The organism is Paludisphaera mucosa (genome assembly GCF_029589435.1).
Lineage (GTDB): Bacteria > Planctomycetota > Planctomycetia > Isosphaerales > Isosphaeraceae > Paludisphaera > Paludisphaera mucosa.
Genome location: NZ_JARRAG010000001.1, coordinates 24,551 through 43,558, shown reverse-complemented (window position 1 = coordinate 43,558; position 19,008 = coordinate 24,551). Strand labels below are relative to the sequence as shown.

Sequence of the window (19,008 nt, the reverse complement as noted above, 5' to 3'; positions counted from 1 at the left end):
CCGAGAAGGATCTTGGCCGCCGTGATCGAAATCCTGCTGCGCTCGCGCTACGTCGTCGGGTCGATCGTCCTGGCGCTGCTGGCCTACCTGGTCGTCTTCGGCGAGCGCGTCGGCTACGAGCAGTCGATCGGATCGTTCTTCGCCGAGGACGACCCGGCGATGAGGGTCTATCAGGACGCCGCCGCGACCTTCGGCGACGACAACTTCGTCTTCCTGGTCTACGACGACCCCGAGGTCGTCAGCGCGGCCGGCGTGGACCGCGCCGCCGAGCTGGCCGCGGCGGTCTCGCCGGCCGCGATCCCCGGCGTGGTGCGGGTCGAGTCGATCGACGCCATGCCGCTGGTCTGGGCGCTCGACGACGCCCTGCTGACGCTCGACAAGCTGCCGAACTTCGCGCGCAAGCCGGCGATGGACGCGGCCCGGCGGGCCGTCAAGAACATCGACCTCAAGACGAACAGCATGACCGTCGGCGGGGCCGTGCGGGGGGCCGACGCCGCGCGGCGGGCGGCGATCCAGGAGCGGCTGGTCAAGAACGCCCTGTTCGTCGGCACGCTCATCGACCCGACCGCGACGACGACGGCGGTCGTCGCCCGCCTGCGGAAGACCAACGAGCACGACGTCGTCGCGACCGTGCGCCAGCTCCGCGAGAAGGCCGACGCGTTCGCCGCCCGGCACGGACTGGCCCGGCCCGCGGTCGTGGGCCCGCCCGTCCTGCTGGCGGACGGCTTCGCCTCGATCGAGATCGACGGCCGGCGGCTGGCGGCGGTCGGGATGATCCTGATCGCGCTCGTCACGCTCTCGGCCGTGCGCAGCGTCTGGTGGGCGATCGTGCCGATCGTCGCCGGCTGGACGGTCTGGCTGGCGACCGAGGCGCTTTTGCACGCCCTGGGGATCCGGCTGTCGCTGTCGGGAGGGCCGCTCGTGGCCCAGATCATCGTGCTCACGATGCCGGCGGCGAGCCACCTGGCGATCCACTTCCGCGACGACCGCCGCAAGATGGCCCCCCGCCCCGCGGCGCGGACGACGCTGCGTGCGGTCCTGACGCCGATCCTCTGGACGGCCGCCACGGGGGCCATCGGCTACCTCGCGCTCGTCACCAGCGACGTGATGCCGATCCGCCAGTTCGGGGCGATCCTGGGGAGCTGCACGCTGATCGCCGCGGTGCTCGTGATGGCCCTCGCGCCGGTGGCCATGCTGCCCCCCTTCCCCATGGAAATCCCGGTCCGCCAGGGGTCGAAATCGCGGGTCTCGGCGGCGATGAACCGGCTCACGCTGCTGGTCCACCGCCAACCCACGATCGTGGTGGCGACCGTCGCCGCCGTGACGCTGCCGCTGGCGGTCGGCATGTTCCGGCTCACGTATGAGACCAACTACATCAACCTGTTCAAGCCGGCGACGCGGGTGGTCCGCGACTACAAGCGGGTCGAGTCCAAGCTGGGCGGCATCGGCCTCGTCGAGATCGTCGCCCCGGTCGGGTCGACCCTGGACTTCGACGCCGTGGCGAAGCTCGAACGGGTCGGCGGCGTGATCCGGGGCCTGACGCCCGAGGACCCCCGGGCCGTGGCGCAGGTGCTCTCGCTGGCGACCGTGCTGGACCCCGACGGCCGGATCGCGGCGCTCGCCCCCGACGCCCGCGCCCGCGTGCTGGCCGACAAGCTCGACCTGATCGCGGCCTCGCCCCAGGCCTCGCTGCTGCGGAACTTCTGGAACCCCGAGGCCAAGCAGACGCGGATCCTCGTCCGCCTGCTCGAACAGCAGCCGGCCGCGACCAAGGCGTCGATCTTCCGCCGCGCCGAGGACGCCGCCCGCGCCGAGTTCGGCCCCGACGCCTACCTGACGGGCCTGTCGTACCTGATGACCAAGACGACCGAGGGCGTGGTCGCGACCCAGTGGAGCACGTTCGCCTGGTCGGCCTTCGGCATCCTGGCGATGCTCACCCTGGCCTTCCGCAGCCCCGCCCTGGCCGCCCTGGCGCTGTTGCCCACCCTGCTGTCGGTGGCCTTCGTCCTGGGCCTGATGGGCTGGCTCTCGATCAAGCTGGACATCGCCACGGCGCTGGTGGCGAGCGTGGCGCTGGGGCTCTCGGTCGACGACACGTTCCACTGCCTGATCCAGTACCACAGGCTGCGCAAGACGCGCGGGTTCCGCCGCAGCCTGTTCGCCAGCTACGCGGTGTCGGGGCCGGGGGTGCTGCTCTCCAGCCTGGCGGTGGCCGTCGGCTTCCTCGCCCTGCGGACGAGCGAATTCGAGCCGTTCGTCAACTTCGGCACGATGGTGGCCGTCGCCACCGGCGGCAGCACGCTGGGGAACCTGCTGCTGCTCCCCGCCTGCCTCACCCTGGGCGAGCGGCGGCGGCGACGCCCCCCGGCCCTCGTCGCGACGACCCCCGCGCCGGCCGCGCCCGCACCCGCGTCCGACGTCGCGGCCTCCGCGGCCGCCCCTTCCGCCGATCCTCGCCCCTCCGGTAACCTCGGGTGACGCGCCGCCGCGGGACCAGGCCCGGCGGCCGGATCCGATCGGGCTGAAAGAGGATCACCGCATGATCACCCTTGGACGAAATCGGGGCCTGCGCGTCGTCGCCGGCCTGACGGCGCTGGCCTGCTGGGTCGCGGGGCCCGCGCGGGCCGAGGAGCTTCCGGCCGACGTGGTGATCCGCGGCGGGACGCTCGTCGACGGCTCCGGCTCGCCCCGGCGGACGGCCGACGTCGCGATCCGGGGCGATCGCATCGTCGCCGTCGGCGACCTCGCGGCCCTGGCCCGGTCGCGGACGATCGACGCCGCCGGCCTGGTCGTCGCCCCCGGCTTCATCGACCTGCACACCCACTCCGACGACGGCATCGTGGCCGCGAAGGGCCGGCTCAACCTCAACTACATCACCCAGGGCGTCACCACGATCGTCACCGGCAACTGCGGGATGGGGCCGATCGACGTGGCGAAGTACTTCGCCCGGATCGACGCCGTCGGCGCGGGGTCGAACGTCGTCCACCTGATCCCCCACGGCGCGCTCCGCCGGGCCGTGCTGGGCGTCGAGGACCGCGAACCGACCGCCGAGGAGATGGCGAAGCTCAAGGAGCTGGCGAAGCAGGCGATGGACGCCGGCTCGTGGGGGATGTCGACGGGCCTGATCTACGTCCCCAGCCGATACGGCCGCACCGCCGAGCTGGTCGAGCTGGCGAAGCTCGTCCACGGCTACGGCGGGATCTACGCCAGCCACATCCGCAACGAGGAGCGAGGGCTGCTCGAAGCCGTCGACGAGGCCCTGGCGATCGGCGAACAGTCGGGCGCGCCGGTGCACATCTCCCACCTCAAGGCCAGCGGCCGACGCAACTGGGGCAAGACGGCCCAGGCCCTGGCTAAGATCGCCGAGGCCCGCGCCAAAGGCCGCGTCGCGACCGCCGACCAGTACCCGTACGTCGCCTCCAGCACGTCGCTCGGCGCGATGGTCGTCCCCCACTGGGCCGTCCGCGTGAGCAAGGAGGATTTCGCCAAGCTCGCCGACGACCCCGTGCAAGGGCCCAAGCTCCGCGAAGAAATCCAGCGCGAGTTGGACGAGCGCATGGGGGGCGCGGCCATCCGCCTGACGACCTACGCCCCCAAGCCCAGCCGCGTAGGCAAGGACCTGGAGACGATCGCGAAGGAGGAAGGGACGACGCCCATCGAGGTCGTGCTCGACGTCCAGCGCCACGGCGGGACGCAGGCGATCAACTTCAGCATGAGCGAGGACGAGGTCCGGGCCGTGATGCGGTCCGAGTTCGTCGCCACCGCCTCCGACGGCTCGGCCCGCGGCGAGATCGACGACGGGGCCCGCCCGCACCCGCGGTCGTTCGGCACCTTCCCGCGCAAGATCCGCTATGCCGAGGACGAGCACGTCCTCACGCTCGAACAGGCCGTCCGCGCCAACGCGGGCCTGCCGGCCTCCATCCTCGGCCTGTGCGACCGCGGCGTCGTGCGGCCGGGCGCGTACGCGGACCTCGTGGTCTTCGACCCGAAGACCTTCCGCGACGCCGCCACCTTTGAGGAGCCGATGAAGTACGCGGAGGGCGCCCGCTTCGTGTTCGTCAACGGCGTCGCGGTCGTCGCCGACGGCAAGCGGCCCGACTACCCCGGGCCCGACGACAGGCTCCCCGGCCGCGCGCTGCGGCTCAAGAAGGACGGCCCGGCCGACCTCGTGCTGCTCCCCGGCCGGATCTGGACCGGCGACCCCGCCAGGCCCTGGGCCGAGGCCCTTGCGGCCCGCGCCGGCGCGATCGTCGCCGTCGGCTCGCGCGACGAGGGGCTCGCCTGGAAAGGGCCGTCGACCCGCTTGGTCGAGGCCCCCGGGACGCTCGCGACGCCCGGCCTCGTCGACGCCCACGGCCACATCGAGTCGCTCGGCGCCAGCCTGCTCCAACTCGACCTCCGGGGCGTCAAGTCGCTCGACGAGGTGGCGCGAAGGGTCAAGGAGCACGCCGCCGGCCTGCCCGCCGACGCCTGGGTCCTGGGGGCGAACTGGGACCAGAGCCTCTGGCCCGGCGGCGCCTTCCCGGACGCCTCGGTCCTCGACGCCGCCGCGCCCGGGCGGGCGGTCTGGCTCTCGCGGGTCGACGGCCACGCCGGATGGGCCAGCACCGAGGCCATGAGGCGTGCGGGCGTCGACGCGTCGTCGCAGCCCCCGTCCGACGGCCAGATCCACCACCTGGCCGACGGCCGGCCCTCGGGCGTCTTCATCGACGGCGCCATGGGGTTGGTCGGCCGGGTCGTGCCGCCGCCCTCGCGTGAAGACGTCCGCAAGCGGATCCTGGCGGCCCAGGACCGCATCCTCTCGTACGGCCTGACCGGCGTCCACGACGCGGGGGTCTCCGCCCGCGAGGCCGAGGTCTTCGGCGAGCTGGATCAAGGCGGCGCGCTCAAGCTGCGGGTCTACGCGATGGCCTCGCCCCCCGCCGGCCGCGAGGTCGAGTTCGTGAGCAAGCCGCCCAGGCCCGCGACCCCGGGGAGCCGGTTCGAGATGCGGGCGATCAAGCTGTTCATCGACGGCGCCATGGGCTCGCGCGGGGCCCTGCTCTTCGAGCCCTACGCCGACGACCCGCACAACGTCGGGCTCCTCCTGATCGACCCCAAGACGCTGGAGGCGACGACCGCCGCGGCCATCGAGAACGGCTGGCAGGTCGCCGTCCACGCGATCGGCGACAAGGGGAACGCGCTCGTCCTCGACGCCTTCGCCGCGGCGCGCCGGGCGTTCCCGCTGGCGACCGAGCCGAGGCTGCGGATCGAGCACGCGCAGGTGGTCCGCAGGCAGGACGTCGCCCGGTTCGCCGAGCTGGGGGTGATCGCGTCGATGCAGCCCTCGCACGCCAGCGACGACATGCGCTGGGCCGACGCGCGGCTCGGCCCCGGCCGGGTCGACGGCGCGTACGCCTGGCGCTGGTTCCTCGACGCCAAGGTCCGCCTGGCGTTCGGCAGCGACTTCCCCGTCGAGGTCGTCGACCCCCAGTGGGGCCTCTACGCCGCCCTCACCCGCCAGGACGCCGCGGGCGAGCCGAAGGGCGGCTGGCATCCCGACCAGCGCATGAGCCTGGAAGAGACCCTGCGGGCCTTCACCGCGGGCGCCGCCTACGCCGCCTTCGCCGAGATGCGCTCGGGCGTCCTCAAGCCCGGCTTCCGCGCCGACGTCACCGTCTTCGACCGCGACCTGTTCCAGCAGCCCCCGGCGGGCGTCCTCGGGGCCAAGGTGCGTCATACGATCGTCGACGGCGGCGTCGCGTTCGAGGCGAACCGGCCGTGAATCGTCCGGGTGTTTGATCGCGGAGGAGGTCGCTCGATGGATACCTGGAGTTCCTCGGATTCGAGTCGGACGCCGTTGACGCGTCGCCAGCGCCTCGCCGTGCTCGCCATCGCCGCCGCCGCCTGTCTCCCGCTCGTCTTCTGGGCCGCGACGCACGACGTGTTCACGCGCCGTCGCGGCGACCCCGCCGTCGACGCCCACATCCAGGCCCTGGGCGAGGAGGACGCGTACGTGCGTCGCGAGGCGGCGGCGAGGTTGGGAGACGCGGGTCCCGACGACTCCTGGAAGGCGCTCGCGGCCCTCGCCGGGGCGGCCGACGACGTCCAGCCCCAGGTCCGCGAGGCGGCCGCCCGTTCCATCGCCTGGCTCGTGACGAAGACGGCCGGCGACGCAGGCGGCTCGTCGGGGCCCTTCGGGGAGCAGGGCGGCGCGGGGGCCGCGTTCCTCGAACCGGCTCGGGCCGCGGCCGCGGGGGTGCTGAAATGCCTGACCGACCCCGATCCGGCCGTCCGGACGGCGGCCGCCGACGCCCTGGCGGCCTTCGGCAAGCCGCCGGGCTCCCGAGCGCCGCGGGAGCTGATCTCCGCCCTGGACGACCCCTTCCCCGCCGTCCGCTACGCCGCGGCCCGGGCGCTTTCGGAGTTCTCCGCGGGCCTCGACCCGGCGATCCCGCCCCTGCTCCGGCTGATCGCGGCCGACGACCAATGGGAGAACCACTATCGCGGGCCGTTGCGGAAGCTGAAGCCTTCCCCGGCCGTGGTCCCGGACCTGATCGCGGCGCTCAAGGGTCCCGACGCGCGAGGGCGGATCGCGTCGTCGATGATCCTGGGGAACATCGGCCCGGAGGCTTCCGAGGCGATCCCCGAACTCCTCTCGGCCTTCGAGGGGAGCCTGGAATCGGCAGACGCCCCCGCCTCGTTCGCGATGCCGGATTTGACCTTCGATGCGTCGCTGGCCCTCGCCCGGATCGCGCCGGGCGCGGCTGCGCGCGACCAGGTGGTCGCCGCGCTGTCGGCCGCCCTGCGGTCGGAAAAGCCCCGGGTGCGCGACGCCTCGGCGTACGCCCTGGGATCGATGGGGGGCGAGGCCGCCGGGGCGATCCCCGAACTCCTCGCCGCCCTGGAGCGCGGCCTGGCCGGGGACGGGACGGCCGACGCCCCCGCGATGGAGGAACTGGCCCGCGAAGCGTGCCGGGCCCTTTCGCGGATCGCCCCGGGCGCGCCTTCCGGCGATCGGGTCGTCGCCGCGCTCACGGCCGCCCTGCGCTCGAAGCGGCCCCCGGTGCGGGCGGCCGCGGCCGAGGCGCTGGGCCTCATGGGGGGCGAGGCCGAGGGCGCCATCCTCGCCCTCGCCTCGGCGCTCGGGGAAGCGATCGCGACCCCGGGCTCTTTCGATTGCGGCACCCCGATCGCATCGGCCTTGGGCCGCATCGCGCCCGGATGCGAGGCGGCCCCGGCGGCCGTCGCGGCCCTCGTCCCGGCGCTGCGGGCCGATCGGGTCTACACGCGGGAGGCCGCCGCCCGGTCCCTGGGCCGGTTCGGCCCGCTCGCCGCGGGCTCCATCCCGGAATTGCGACGGACGCCCCGCGATTCCTACGGCCGCGTCCAGATCGCCGTGGAGGAGGCCCTCAGAGAAATCGATCCCCACGCCGCCGCGAAATCCCAGTGACCGGCCTCGGCCCTCCCTCGGGTCGAGGCGGCCGGAACATCGCATGTGGTTTTCGGGCAACGCCGCACGGCGTCGATCCACCCACACCCTCCCGCTCGCCTGCGCGGCGTCGTAGAATTTTCTACGGATTTTCGGGCCGAGCGTCTCGTTCGGCCCGCACGTCGGTTTCCCCCGCGCCGTCCGAGCCCGGGGGGAGTCTCGCTCGCTCGACCCCATCGCCGTTCCGATGAACAGGAGAGCTTGATGATCGTTCCCTCTCTCGCTTCAACGTGGAAGCGGACGTTCGGCCCCCGGACTTCGACGTCGCGACGTCCCCGCCGCCGGGCCGCGTTCCGTCCGGAGCGGCTCGAATCCCGGACCGTCCTGTCGACCTACACGCTGCCCCTGGTCGACGGCACGCTGCTCGACCCCGCCAAGTACTCGATCTACGTCGACGGCTTTTCCACGGGGAGCGGACTGACGCTCCAGCCGGGCTCGTCGCCGGGGACGCTCGCGTTCGCGGCGCACGGCGACACGGTGCCCAGCTTCCAGGTCGGGTCGGGCCAGGGCGAGTACGGCACGATCCAGATCGACACGACCCAGCCGGTCGACGGCGGCCGCATCTACCTCTTCATCGTGCCCAGCGGCCAGGCCCCGCCCTCGTTCCCATTCGGCACGCAGCCGGCGAACCCGCCCGCCTATCCCTATGTGTATCAGTATCTCGAACTCACCCAGCCGTCCGGCGGCGGCCGGCCGACGATCGACGTCCCGACGGTCGACGGCTTCGCCTTCCCGGTCACGCTGACGCTGAACGACGGCCTCGGCCAGGTGGGCCAGCCCCTCTCGGGCGCGAGCGGCACCCGCGCGGCCGTCATCTCGCAGTTCCAGACGTTCGCGTCGGCCTCGGGCCGGACGATGTACAAGCCGCTCCAGCTGACCGCGTCGGCGAAGGCGGCCGGCCAGTCCGAGGGGCTGCTGAACCCGTACACCTACCTGATCGAGCCGGCGGGGGGCAACCCGCTGCCGGCGAACGCGGCCAGCCCGCTGAACGGCGTCTTCGACCGCGCCCTCGGCACCCTCTTCGCGCGGAGCGGGTGGAGCCTCAAGGGGACGGACTCCAACGTCTACACGGCGACGGCGGGGACCTATCAATATGGGTCGCTGGTCAATCCCGTGACCGGCAAGCCCGTGATGCTCCGGGGGCTGCGGTTCCAGGGGGGCGGCAACACCCTCAAGGTCTTCAGCCCGGTCGGGGTCAACGTCTTCCTGGGCGCCAACGGCAAGCCGATCACCGCCGCCACGACCACCGCGCTCAACAAGATCACCCTGACCAACGCCCCGCTGCCGGGCGTCCTGAAGCCCGGGATGTACGTGTTCGGGCAGTACTTCGACCAGGCGGCGGGCCTGGCCACGAACTTCGTCACGAGCCTCGCCCGGGACAAGTCGGGCAAGGTCGTCGTCACCCTGAAGAACCCGCTGCCGTTCGCCGTCACCGGCGATCAGCTCGTCTTCTCGCAGCTCCCCTACACCGGCACCATGAAGCTCACGCGGGGCGCGATGGTGTTCGGCGGCGCGGGCCTCTTCGCCGACGCCGTGCAGCAAGGGGTGACCGGAGCCCAGATCGCCGTCCTGGGGAACCTCGAGAACCAGATCGTCTCGGCCCTCAACCGGGGCGTGGCGGTCGTCCCCGGCACGACCGGAGCGCCGGGGCCGATGACCCCCTCGACGGACGGGAGTACGACCCGATACTGGGGCACCGAATCCAACTGGTATCCGCCCGGGCAGCCCCAGAACCTCTTCTCGCTGTTCCTGCACACCGCGACGGTCGGCGGCTCGCCGATCTTCGTGCGGCCGGCCAAGCCCGCCGTCGCCAAGACCGGGGCCCCGATGGCCATGGCCTACGGGTTCAGCTTCGACGAGAACCCGGGCCCGGTCCCCCCCGCGCCCACGGGCCAGGCCCAGGTCCCCGCGAAGTTCGACCCCGTCCCCGACGGGACGACGACCATCACGGTGACCCTGGGGGCCTGGACCTCAGGCGCGTGAGGCCAGCCGGGCTGCGATCAGAAGAGGGGGGCGGCACAGCCTGATTCCAGCGGGCCTCGTGCTCGTCCCTCCTCATTCGCCGGCTCGCCGACTAGCGTGGCGGCCACTGGGGCATGCGCCGCTCCATGCCAGCGATGGCATCAAGGGTGTTCGAATCTGCCCGCGGGGATCATCGAGCGGCCTCCTCGGCCGCCTGGACGAGCGGCTGGAAGGCGGCGGGGGTGAGCTTCCCGCCGACCTGGTCGTCGCGGATGATTCCACCGACGTCGATGACGTAGGACGTAGGCCAGCGCTCGACGCCCCACTCCCGGGGTATCGCCCCGTCGGGGCCGCCCGCCCAGAACGACCGCCAGGTGATCCCTTCCTTCGCGACCGTCTCCTTGACCTTGGCTCGGTCCTCGGCCGCGTCGCCGTTGACTCCCACCAGCGCGAACGGACGCCCCTTCATGGCCGCGGCGAGATCCTTCTCCTGACGGATTAAACTCAGGCGAGGATTGCTCGAAATCGCCCAGAACGTCAGGAGCACGACTTTGCCCCGGAAATCGCTCAACCGGATGGGTGCCCCGTCGAGGTCCTCGCCGACGAGCTCCGGCGCGGGCTGGCCGATCCGGAGGTGCCGAATTCGAAAGAGTTCGCCCGCAGCCTGCCCACCCAAGGTCTTGGGTTCATCCCCCTGCTCGCGTACGACCTGTTCCAGCAGGGTTTCGGCCTCGCCGCGTAGCTTCGGGCCGTCGACCGCCCGACAGCGATCGAGGCAAACCTTCGTCAATTCTCTCATCAACACGGGGCCGCTGATCGGCGCGGCGAGCCTGTCGTGCAAACGAGCCATTTCGGCCAGATAGTTGGCCAATACGGCCTGAGCGGTGGTGACGAGACCCGGGTGCTGACTCCGGGAGATGACCGAGCGTAGGAAGCGCTCGGCCTCGAGGCAGCGAGGGACGACGCTCGGGGCGGCGAAGATCGCCCGGAGGACGACCGGATCGTCGAGTTCGGGGGCGTCGGACAGGAGGCGGTACGCCGCGTCGCCGCGTTCTCCGACGTCGTCGCCTCTCTCAAAGCCCAACTCAGCCACCGCCCACGCGGCTGCGGCCACGCCTTCTGGTTCTCCCGGATGCAAGCGGGCCAGCGTCAGGGCCCGGTCCATCAGGCTCAGAATTTGGTCGTGACGAGCCTTGTCCGCGGCGGTCGCCTCCGCCCCGGACTTCACCTTGCTCGCTTTTTCGACGAACGAGTCCCGCGCCGATTTGGCCTCCACCTCAATGCTCGCCAGCGTATCCGGCGCGGGCGGGGAGCCTGGAGCGGGCCCCTGGCCTATTGCGGCCAGGGGCCAGAATGTGACGATCCACCAGCCGAATCGCGTCATGATTTCGAGCCTCCGGTTGCCACTTATAAGACGGTATCAACCGCATTGTGAGCAATTTCGCCGTCTGGCCTCAAGCCATTCGGGCTTTTACGGAGGCTCCTCGACGCTCAACTCGGCTTCCTCGGCGTCGATTTGATCGTATCACGGAATCGGCAGGCGACGGCCGTGCGCCTTCCCCTCTGGCGGGGGAAGGCAGACCCCGGGAGCAATCCTGTTCCTCGCGGGGTTCGGGCGGCCTGAAATCATCCCTCTCTCGCCGGGAGAGGGCGGCCGCGCAGCGGCGGGTGAGGGTCGCCGCAGCGCGGGGAAGGTATCAGCGCGCGAATCCGCAGCGCCGGGGCCGTCCCTACAGTCCGACGACCCTCACCCGGCCCTCCGGGCCACCCTCTCCCGGCGGGCGAGGGGACGTCCGGCTGACCTTCGCTTCGTCACTTCGTCAGCTTGGCGTAGCCGGGGGTGACTTCCTTGATGTTGGGGGTGAGGTCGGCGTCGGCGAGGCCGGTGGTCCAGGCGAGGGCGCCGAGGAGGAGGGACTGGTAGTTGGGGTTGGTCCAGACGTCCTCGCGGTGGCCCATCGAGGTGTAGAAGACGCGGCCGTCGCCGTACTTGCGGGCCCAGGTCGCCGGGAAGTCGGGGCGGTGGTACATCGCGCCTTCCATGCCCTCGGTCTTCTGCACCAGGATCACGTGCAGGTCTTCGGGCAGGTTCTTGAGGGCGTACCACTCGTCGTTGATCTTGAACGAGGCCGACTTGCCGAAGCCCTCGGGCAGGCCGGGGAACTTGGGGTCGACGACCTCCATGACCGCGACCTGCTGGGGGCCGTGCGAGACGAACTCGCCGCCGATCATCTGGATGTAAGGGTCCTCGACGCCCTTGTTCCGGGCCCCGTGGTGGCCGAAGGTGTCGGTGGCGCAGTGCATGCCGATGAAGCCCTTGCCCTTGCGGAGGGCGTCGTAGAGGGCCTTCTCGCCCTCGGCCGAGAGCGGCGGCGTCTTGTCGGTGCCGGGGGTGGTCAGGTCGCCCGTAGTGCAGAAGACGAAGCCGTCCCACTCGCCGATCTTGTCGGGCTCGAACAGGCGGCCGTCCTTGGAGGCGACGACGTCGAAGCCGTGCTCCTTGCCGATCTCGGTCAGGATCTTCTCGGAGTGGGCCAGGGCGTCCCCCTTGCGGGTGACGACCGAGTGCGGGAAGCCCGAGCTCTTGGTGAAGTAGAGGACCTTCTTGGGGGCCTTGGCCGCCGCCCCGACGGCCCGCGAGAGGACGCCCGAGCCCAGCCAGGCGGCGCCCGCCCCGGCCAGGAGCAGTTCCCGACGGTTGATGTTGCGCGACATGTTGCGGTTCTCCATCGCTGTGCTGTGGAAGCCATCGCGGCCGGTCGACCCGGATCGGGCCCGACGTTTCGGCCCCATCCTTTCCTTGTACACCGCGCCGGCCGCCGGGGAAACCGGTCGCCCCCCCGGCCGAGAAAAGCGGCCGCGAGGCCGTCGCCGACGGCATGCGGGCGGCCGTCGGGGGCCCGGGCTTTCCGCTTGCAACGCATGGCGGGGCGGAGTAATCTCCAGGGGAAATTCGGAACCCAGGTTCGTATCCCCAGCCATGACCTACACCCTGCACGGACGCTGACGCCTCGCCCAGGTGTCCGGCCTTCGGCCCGGAGACGCTCCAAGGATGTCCCAACTCACAGCGCCGCCGGCGGCTGCGGGGAGCCCGACGCTCACCCGGCTTTCGGTCTCGATCCGCGGCAAGCTCCAGTTCCTGGACTACCTGGTCCGCGCCGTCGTCGCCGACGTCGAGCGGTTCCAGGATGAGTCCGACCCCGGCACGCGGATCTTCATCAAGCAGCTCGTCGAGATGCACACGGCCAACCTCCGCCAGGAGAGCCAGCACATGCAGTCGATCGGCGACCTGTGCGACATGCTCGACGCCATGGTCCAGTCGCCCGAGACCGCCTTCCCGGCCGGAGACCCCTCATGAGCGCCTCGGCCGAGAACGGGACCCCCACCCTGCACCAGTTCCCCGGCCCGGACGTCGACGCCGAGCACGGCGAAGCCGCCCCGCCCCGCGACATGGTCTCGCCCGACCTGCGGAAGTACCTGGCCGAGATCAAGGGCCAGGCGCAGTTCCTGCTCTACCTGGCCGACCAGATCGAGGAATCGCTGGACCAGCTCGTCCAGGAGAACGACCCCTGCCACGGGGCCTTCCTCTGCAAGGTGCTGGGGATGTACTCCACCCAGCTGGAGACCAAGCACCAGGGCCTGGGCGAGAAGATCGCCGAGACCTGCCAGGAGGTCTACGTCACCGTCCGCGAGCGCGAGCACGGCTGACGAAGGGGCGGGTGGAGGTCGAGTCGGGGGTGGGTTGGGATAAGCAGGCGCCGCCTCCGGTGCGTCGTCCGCGACGCGATGTCGCGTGGCGTCCGACGCCGCCGTACGTCTCGCCTCCCCCGGGAAGGGGGACGAGTGGGAGCACCGCGTGGAACGTCGACGACGCCTGCTCGTCCTACATGACGGATCACGACGCGACACACCGGCTCGCGCCGCGCTCGGTCGTTATGATAGGCATCGACCCCCGCGGACCGCTTTCATCACTCGTTCCTCCCGAAAATCGGGACTGTGACGCCTCCGCCCGCCGCGCGGGGTCGCCGTCGCCATGTCGACGAAGCGCCCGACGTCCCTCGCCCCCCGGGAGAGGATGGCCCGGAGGGCCGGGTGAGAGTCGTCGGACCTGTGGAGACGGCCCGGATGCCGCAGGTCCGACGGGCTCTTTGCGCTCCGACGACCCTCACCCGCCGCTGCACGGCCGCCCTCTCCCGGCGGGAGCGGGGAGGATTCCGGGCCGCAGGGATGAGGCGTGCGCTCGCCGATCGGCGATCGTGAGCCATTGTCTCTCATGGGAGTCCGCGTTCGCGGTTCCCAATCGGCTGACCGGGGTGGCCGGAGGGGGCTGGAAGGATGGGGAGAAATGAAAAAATCGAGACGAGCCGATGGAACCGAAAACCTATGTCAAATCGATGACGCAGAACGGTTTACGCCAAATGGGTTCGTCCGCTTTTTGGACGGACGAACCCATTACGAAGCCGATCGTCGACCTGTCGAAAAGTCGACGGCCGGTCGCATCGCCGGCGGCCCGGGTCAGCTGCTCGACTGCCGCAGCCGGGTGAAGAGCTGGCTGTAGGGGGCGTGCTCGTGCCGGGGCTCGGCGCGGAGGGCTCCGCCGGTCTCGGGCTCCTCGGCCGTCTCGGAGTCGACCTCGGAATCTTCGTCCTCGTCGCCGTCGCCCAGGGCCTGGACGCCCACGGGCGAAACGACCTCGTCGACCTCGTCCTCATCCGCCTCGGCATCGGTTTCATCGTCTTCGGCGTCGGCGCCCCGGTTGAGGCGGTCGCGGTTGCGAGCCCATTCGGACCAGGCCTGGAGCGCGGCGTAGTGGTCCTCGATCAGCTCGCCGTCGACCGGGGTCGCCTCGTCGGCGGATTCGAACTCAGCCGCTTCCTCGGCGTCCAGGCTGCCTTCCCAGCCGACCTCGATCAGGCCCTCCTCCATCCGGAGCGGCGGCCGGCTCGGCAGCAGCGCGGGGGGCGCCGGCCGGGCCTCGGCGGGGGCCTTCGCCTCGACCCGAGGCGCCCAATCGTTGCGGACCGCCGGCGCGGGGGGCGCGACCGGCGGGGCCGGGGCCTCGGCGACGGAGGCCGCCGGCCGGGCGGGCGTCGGAGGCGCGTCGAGGCGCTGCGGCGTTCGGCCGCCGGCGAGGCCCAGGAGCCGGCGCGGGTTGCCGGCCGCGTCGCGATGGAGGCGTTCGACTTCCGTCGCGTCGGCGGCGGCCAGGAGGCGGCCGGCCTCGTCGACGTCGAGGGGGGGCAGGTGGACGTGCTTCGAGACCCGCGAGGCGACGGCCCGCAGCGGCCGCCAGGCCAGGCGGCGGGCCAGCTCGGTCCGGCCGGCCAGGACCACGGCCGCGAAGCCTCCGGGGGTGCGGAGGCCGTCGCACAGGGCCTCGACCTCGGCCCAGACGGCGGGCGCGGCGTGGTGGGCGTCCTCGACGATCAGGAGCCAGGTCAGTCCCTCGTTCGCGTCGTCTTCCAGGGCCTGGGCGACGGCGAGCCGGAGCGCCGAGGGGCGATCGGGGAGGGCGGCGACGCCGAGCCGGGCGGCGGTCAGGGTCAGGAAATCGACCGCGTCGTGCGCCGGGGCGGCCGCGACGACCGCCGCCCGCCAGGCCGTCGGGAGGCCCTCGACGAGCCGGCGGCGGAGCCAGGTCTTGCCCGCGCCCGCCTCGCCGGTGAGCAGGATCGGGCCGGCCCCCGGGGCGTCCAGCAGGGTCGCGGCGATCGCTTCGAGGGCCGCGCGACGGCTGGCGACGGCGGCGTCCCACGATCCCGTCCCCGACCCGGTCCGACGCTCCGAGCCGCTTCCCTGCGGGGCGTTGTGCCGATTCCGCTCCATCATCGACCGACTCCTTGGTTGACTCCTGCAGGCGACGCGATCGCCGCGCGGGGCTCTCGGCTGGACTCCCCGTTCCTCCATGATCGACCCGCCACGCCTCCACTCTTGAGCGGCTCGGCGGGGGGCCCGCCAGAAGGTCGGGGCGCGTTGTCGGGGCCGGCGGATTTTTGTAGGATGATGCGGGTTGCAGGGATTTGACGAGGCTCGCCGAGGCGCATCCGCGAGGGGGCTGGGGTTTGGCGACGAGCGGCGGGGCGGCCAGTGCAGAGGATCGAATCGGCGCGTACCGCGTCGTCCGGGTGATCCACGCCGGCGTCACGTCGGTCGTCGCCGAGGTCGTGGACGACGCCACCCACCGCCGCTACGCCGTCAAGCAGCTCGCGGGCCCGCTCTGCGGCGACGCCTCCGAGCGCCGGAAGTTCGCCGTCGAGGCCAGGCTCGGGCTGGAGCTGCGGCATCCCAACCTGATCCGCGTCCACGAGTTCGTCGACGACCGCGAACAGCCCTACTTCGTCATGGAGTACTTCCCCGCCCCCAACCTCAAGCTCCCCCTGGCGCGGCCGACCGTGTATCCGATGCCGAAGGAGCACCTCCACAAGATCATCCGCCAGGCGGCCGCCGGCCTGGCCTGCATGCACGACAAGGGCTGGATCCACCGCGACGTCAAGCCCGAGAACATCCTGGCGGATCGGGCCGGCGACGTCCGGGTGATCGACTACACGATCGCCATGCGGCCCCGGTCGGGCCTGTCCCGGCTGTTCGGCGGCAAGATCCCCCGCCAGGGGACGGGCACCTACATGGCCCCGGAACAGATCCGCTGCGAGTCCCCCGCCCCCGCGGCCGACGTCTACAGCTTCGGGGCCACCTGCTACGAGCTGGCCTGCGGGCGGCCCCCCTTCCGGGCCAACTCGCAGCAGGAACTGCTGAACAAGCACATGCGCGAGAAGCCCCTGCCCCTGACCTCGCGGGACGACCAGGTGACCCCGGAGTTCAACGAGGCCGTCCTGCGGATGCTAAGGAAGGCCCCCGAGGAGCGGTTCCCCGACCTGCACGCCTTCCTCGCGACTTTCCGGAATATCCGGATTTACCGGAACGACCCCGACCCGCGAGCCGATAATCGGGATGGATCGTCCCTTTGAGCTGAGATGAGCCGGCCCGGCCCCCGCCCCGCGACCGCCCGTTTTCGAGGATGAAGCCTTTCATGCGCAGCGCCCACGAGCAGCGACTCCCGTTCGAGGCCCCCATCTACGAGATGGAGCAGCGGCTCGTCGAGATGGAGGCGCAGTACGCCAAGAACCGCGCCGGCGGCGACAACTCGAAGATCGGCGAGCAGATCCGCCGCCTCCGTCGCGAGCTGGCGGCCCTCAAGCGGGAGATCTACTCCCAGCTCGACCCCTGGCAGACGGTGCAGGTCTCGCGACATCCCCAGCGCCCCCAGACCCGCGACTACATCGACCTGCTCTTCGACCAGTTCCTCGAGCTGCACGGCGACCGGGCCATCGGCGACGACCAGGCGATCGTCACCGGCCTGGGCTACCTCGACGACATGAAGGTCATGTTCATCGGCCACCAGAAGGGCAAGAACCTGGCCCAGCGCACCGCCTGCCACTTCGGCTGCGCCCACCCCGAGGGCTACCGCAAGGCGCTCCTCAAGATGCGGTTCGCCGAGAAGTTCGGCCTGCCGATCGTCACCTTCATCGACACCCCCGGCGCCTATCCCGGCATCTCGGCCGAGGAGCGCGGCCAGGCCGCGATCATCGCCGAGAACCTGATGCACATGTCGGGCGTCGCCACCCCGATCATCTGCGTCGTCATCGGCGAGGGGGGCTCCGGCGGGGCCCTGGGCATCGGCATCGGCGACCATTTGGGGATGCTCGAACACACGTACTACTCGGTCATCAGCCCCGAGGGCTGCGCCACGATCCTGTGGAAGGGGGCCGAGCACGCCCCCAAGGCGGCCGCGGCCCTGAAGTTCACCAGCCGCGACCTGCACCGCTTCGGCATCATCGACGAGATCATCCAGGAGCCCCTCGGCGGCGCCCACCGCGACCACCCCGAGATGGCCGCGACCCTGAAGCAGTTCCTGCTCCGCAACCTCCGCCGCCTGATCCAGGTCCCCAAGGACGAGCTGCTCGACCGCCGCTACGCCAAGTATCGCAAGATCGGGGTCTTCCTCGAAGAGGCCCCCGAGCCCTCCCTCCTGGACCCCCAGCGCAACGGCCACGCCCAGTCCGCCGTCTGAACGCCCCCGAGAGACGACCCAATGGCCGCAGCCCGGCGCCTTCGGCTCACGATCGGCGAGCTGGTCGTCTTCAACGCCGCCGCGGCGGCCTGCCTGGCAATCCTGGCGTCGACCCGCCCCGACCGCATCGCGACGTACAGCTCGGTCTACGCGACGATCCTGGCCCCTGTCCCGTTCTTCGTGGCGACCGCTTTCCGGTCGATCCAGCGCTTCTGCGCCTGGTGGGCGAGCATCGACGTCGGGACGTCCGTCGTGGACGACCTCGGGCCTGCAGGCCCTGGAAAGGGGATGGATCCGGGGCCGACGCGCGATCGTCCTCACGACGCGATTTGCCGCTTCCTCCTGACGGCCCTCGCCGTCCTCTGGGCCTTCGTCGCTTGCTTCGACGTGCCGCTCGGCGCTCCTTGCTTCACGCCCGCGATGCTGGTGCTCTCGATGGTCTTCGTGCCGATGATCGGCGTCTACAGCCTCCTGGACCGCTCCTGGCCGCGCCTGATCACGATGTCGGCCGGGTTCCTCCTGCTGGCCTCCCTGCCCGGCCTCCTCGCCTGCTCCCTGCCTTCCTTGTTCTCGGTATACGGATTCGATCAAGGTACGCGTTGAACCAGGCGGGATGCGAGACCGCAGGTCGCCGCCTGGAACCGGCTCTCGATCTTCGTAAAGGCCCCGAAGAGCCAGGACCGCGCCTCAATCTCCGGCGCGGCGGCGGAGGATATAGCCGCAGCGGGGCTCGCCCTCGCGCACGAAGCCGGCGGCCTCGTAACCGGCGTCGAACGCGGCCTGAAACGCGCGGCGGACCGCCTGGCGCCAGGCCTCGGCGACCGTGGGACGCTCGTGGCGGAGGGCGGCGACGTCGTGGGGGATCGGCAGCCAGAGGCGGTCGGCGTCGGCCGTCGCGGGAACGGCGGCGGGCAGGCCCTCGCGGATCGCGATCAGGCTCGGCGCGTCGCCGGGATCGTCGAGCGGGGCATGGTCCTCGAAGACGTCCCACAGGGCGATGACGCGGTCGGTGGGGACGCCGACGTTGAGCGCGTCGGTCCGGGGCCCGTACATGTCGTCGACGTAGGAGCGGACCCGGACGCCCAGCTTGGCCAGGTTGAACCGGGCGTTGCCGGACTGGAGCGGGTCGAACGCCCAGGCGATCACGGGCAAGCCGTCGGCCCGGGCGAACTCGCGCTGGAGGAGCTTCATGTGCCGGCCCAGGCCCATCGACTGCCGCCCCGGCACGACCCCGGTGAGCTGTGAGTACAGGCCGATCCGGCCCTCGATCCGGGCGAGGAAGCCGAACGACATCGCCGCCGCCGCGCCGTCCGCCTGGAAGGCGCCGAGCACCAGGCCGCCGTGCAGGTTCGCCCCGGCCATCGTGGCGACGGGGATGACGTAGCCGTCCTCGGCGATCCCCCACGCCTTGCGCTGGGCGTCCTGGCAGGCTCGATAATCGGCGGGGCTCTGGGCGCGTCGGATGACGACGCCTTCCAGCTCGCGGCGGAGGCTCGACATGTCGGGT

At 71.6% G+C, this 19,008-nt stretch carries 13 protein-coding genes; 9 read left to right on the top strand and 4 right to left on the bottom strand.

Features of this window, described 5'->3' with window-relative positions; translation table 11 throughout:
* Positions 1-21 precede the first annotated feature (21 nt).
* The 4 genes from PZE19_RS00175 to PZE19_RS00160 all read left to right on the top strand — a co-directional run bounded on the left by PZE19_RS00175 (position 22) and on the right by PZE19_RS00160 (position 9,454).
* Positions 22-2,478 carry an efflux RND transporter permease subunit gene (locus tag PZE19_RS00175; protein ID WP_277858559.1) on the top strand — a complete coding sequence of 819 codons (2,457 nt, stop codon included), beginning with the start codon at positions 22-24 and terminating at the stop codon, positions 2,476-2,478.
* Between the two features lie 61 nt (positions 2,479-2,539).
* Positions 2,540-5,764, top strand: coding sequence for an amidohydrolase family protein (locus PZE19_RS00170; protein WP_277858558.1), 3,225 nt, complete (start codon positions 2,540-2,542; stop codon positions 5,762-5,764).
* 36 nt (positions 5,765-5,800) lie between these two features.
* Entirely contained in the window at positions 5,801-7,432 is a 1,632-nt protein-coding gene (locus tag PZE19_RS00165) for a HEAT repeat domain-containing protein (protein ID WP_277858557.1), read from the top strand.
* Positions 7,433-7,675: 243 nt separating this feature from the next.
* Positions 7,676-9,454, top strand: coding sequence for a glycoside hydrolase 64/thaumatin family protein (locus PZE19_RS00160; RefSeq protein WP_277858556.1), 1,779 nt, complete (start codon positions 7,676-7,678; stop codon positions 9,452-9,454).
* A 169-nt stretch (positions 9,455-9,623) separates the two neighbouring features.
* Here the strand turns inward: PZE19_RS00160 and PZE19_RS00155 are convergent, their stop codons facing one another.
* Together PZE19_RS00155 and PZE19_RS00150 are read right to left on the bottom strand one after the other, a co-directional pair.
* Positions 9,624-10,817, bottom strand: coding sequence for a TlpA family protein disulfide reductase (locus tag PZE19_RS00155; RefSeq protein ID WP_277858555.1), 1,194 nt, complete (start codon positions 10,815-10,817; stop codon positions 9,624-9,626).
* 428 nt (positions 10,818-11,245) lie between these two features.
* Positions 11,246-12,148 carry a ThuA domain-containing protein gene (locus PZE19_RS00150; RefSeq protein WP_277858554.1) on the bottom strand — a complete coding sequence of 301 codons (903 nt, stop codon included), beginning with the start codon at positions 12,146-12,148 and terminating at the stop codon, positions 11,246-11,248.
* A gap of 337 nt (positions 12,149-12,485) precedes the next feature.
* On the opposite strand from PZE19_RS00150, the gene PZE19_RS00145 reads away from it, so the two are divergent.
* Together PZE19_RS00145 and PZE19_RS00140 are read left to right on the top strand one after the other, a co-directional pair.
* A complete protein-coding gene (locus PZE19_RS00145; protein WP_277858553.1) occupies positions 12,486-12,791 on the top strand; it encodes a hypothetical protein in 306 nt (101 codons plus the stop codon).
* Positions 12,788-13,141, top strand: coding sequence for a hypothetical protein (locus PZE19_RS00140; RefSeq protein ID WP_277858552.1), 354 nt, complete (start codon positions 12,788-12,790; stop codon positions 13,139-13,141). Before PZE19_RS00145 ends, PZE19_RS00140 begins: the two co-directional genes overlap by 4 nt.
* 807 nt (positions 13,142-13,948) lie before the next feature.
* Here the strand turns inward: PZE19_RS00140 and PZE19_RS00135 are convergent.
* Positions 13,949-15,262 (bottom strand): AAA family ATPase, encoded by a 1,314-nt coding sequence (locus PZE19_RS00135; RefSeq protein WP_277858551.1) that lies wholly within the window; start codon positions 15,260-15,262, stop codon positions 13,949-13,951.
* A 233-nt stretch (positions 15,263-15,495) separates the two neighbouring features.
* On the opposite strand from PZE19_RS00135, the gene PZE19_RS00130 reads away from it, so the two are divergent.
* The 3 genes from PZE19_RS00130 (at position 15,496) to PZE19_RS00120 (ending at position 18,104) form a co-directional block, all read left to right on the top strand.
* The gene (locus PZE19_RS00130) at positions 15,496-16,398 is read left to right on the top strand and encodes a serine/threonine protein kinase (RefSeq protein ID WP_277858550.1); all 903 of its coding nucleotides are present in this window, start codon (positions 15,496-15,498) and stop codon (positions 16,396-16,398) included.
* Positions 16,399-16,460: 62 nt separating this feature from the next.
* Positions 16,461-17,501, top strand: a complete 1,041-nt coding sequence (locus PZE19_RS00125; RefSeq protein ID WP_277858549.1) for an acetyl-CoA carboxylase carboxyltransferase subunit alpha — start codon at positions 16,461-16,463, stop codon at positions 17,499-17,501.
* Between the two features lie 21 nt (positions 17,502-17,522).
* Positions 17,523-18,104 (top strand): hypothetical protein, encoded by a 582-nt coding sequence (locus PZE19_RS00120; RefSeq protein WP_277858548.1) that lies wholly within the window; start codon positions 17,523-17,525, stop codon positions 18,102-18,104.
* A gap of 84 nt (positions 18,105-18,188) precedes the next feature.
* Here the strand turns inward: PZE19_RS00120 and PZE19_RS00115 are convergent, their stop codons facing one another.
* Positions 18,189-19,001 (bottom strand): hypothetical protein, encoded by an 813-nt coding sequence (locus PZE19_RS00115; RefSeq protein WP_277858547.1) that lies wholly within the window; start codon positions 18,999-19,001, stop codon positions 18,189-18,191.
* Between the last annotated feature and the right edge of the window lie 7 nt (positions 19,002-19,008).

Excerpts from the sequence above, each read along its gene's own strand:
- PZE19_RS00170 (WP_277858558.1), top strand. The coding sequence starts at position 2,540 with ATGATCACCCTTGGACGAAATCGGGGCCTGCGCGTCGTCGCCGGCCTG.
- PZE19_RS00115 (WP_277858547.1), bottom strand. The coding sequence starts at position 19,001 with ATGTCGAGCCTCCGCCGCGAGCTGGAAGGCGTCGTCATCCGACGCGCC.
- PZE19_RS00155 (WP_277858555.1), bottom strand. The coding sequence starts at position 10,817 with ATGACGCGATTCGGCTGGTGGATCGTCACATTCTGGCCCCTGGCCGCA.
- PZE19_RS00125 (WP_277858549.1), top strand. The coding sequence starts at position 16,461 with ATGCGCAGCGCCCACGAGCAGCGACTCCCGTTCGAGGCCCCCATCTAC.
- PZE19_RS00145 (WP_277858553.1), top strand. The coding sequence starts at position 12,486 with ATGTCCCAACTCACAGCGCCGCCGGCGGCTGCGGGGAGCCCGACGCTC.
- PZE19_RS00150 (WP_277858554.1), bottom strand. The coding sequence starts at position 12,148 with ATGTCGCGCAACATCAACCGTCGGGAACTGCTCCTGGCCGGGGCGGGC.
- PZE19_RS00135 (WP_277858551.1), bottom strand. The coding sequence starts at position 15,262 with ATGATGGAGCGGAATCGGCACAACGCCCCGCAGGGAAGCGGCTCGGAG.
- PZE19_RS00165 (WP_277858557.1), top strand. The coding sequence starts at position 5,801 with ATGGATACCTGGAGTTCCTCGGATTCGAGTCGGACGCCGTTGACGCGT.
- PZE19_RS00120 (WP_277858548.1), top strand. The coding sequence starts at position 17,523 with ATGGCCGCAGCCCGGCGCCTTCGGCTCACGATCGGCGAGCTGGTCGTC.
- PZE19_RS00140 (WP_277858552.1), top strand. The coding sequence starts at position 12,788 with ATGAGCGCCTCGGCCGAGAACGGGACCCCCACCCTGCACCAGTTCCCC.
- PZE19_RS00160 (WP_277858556.1), top strand. The coding sequence starts at position 7,676 with ATGATCGTTCCCTCTCTCGCTTCAACGTGGAAGCGGACGTTCGGCCCC.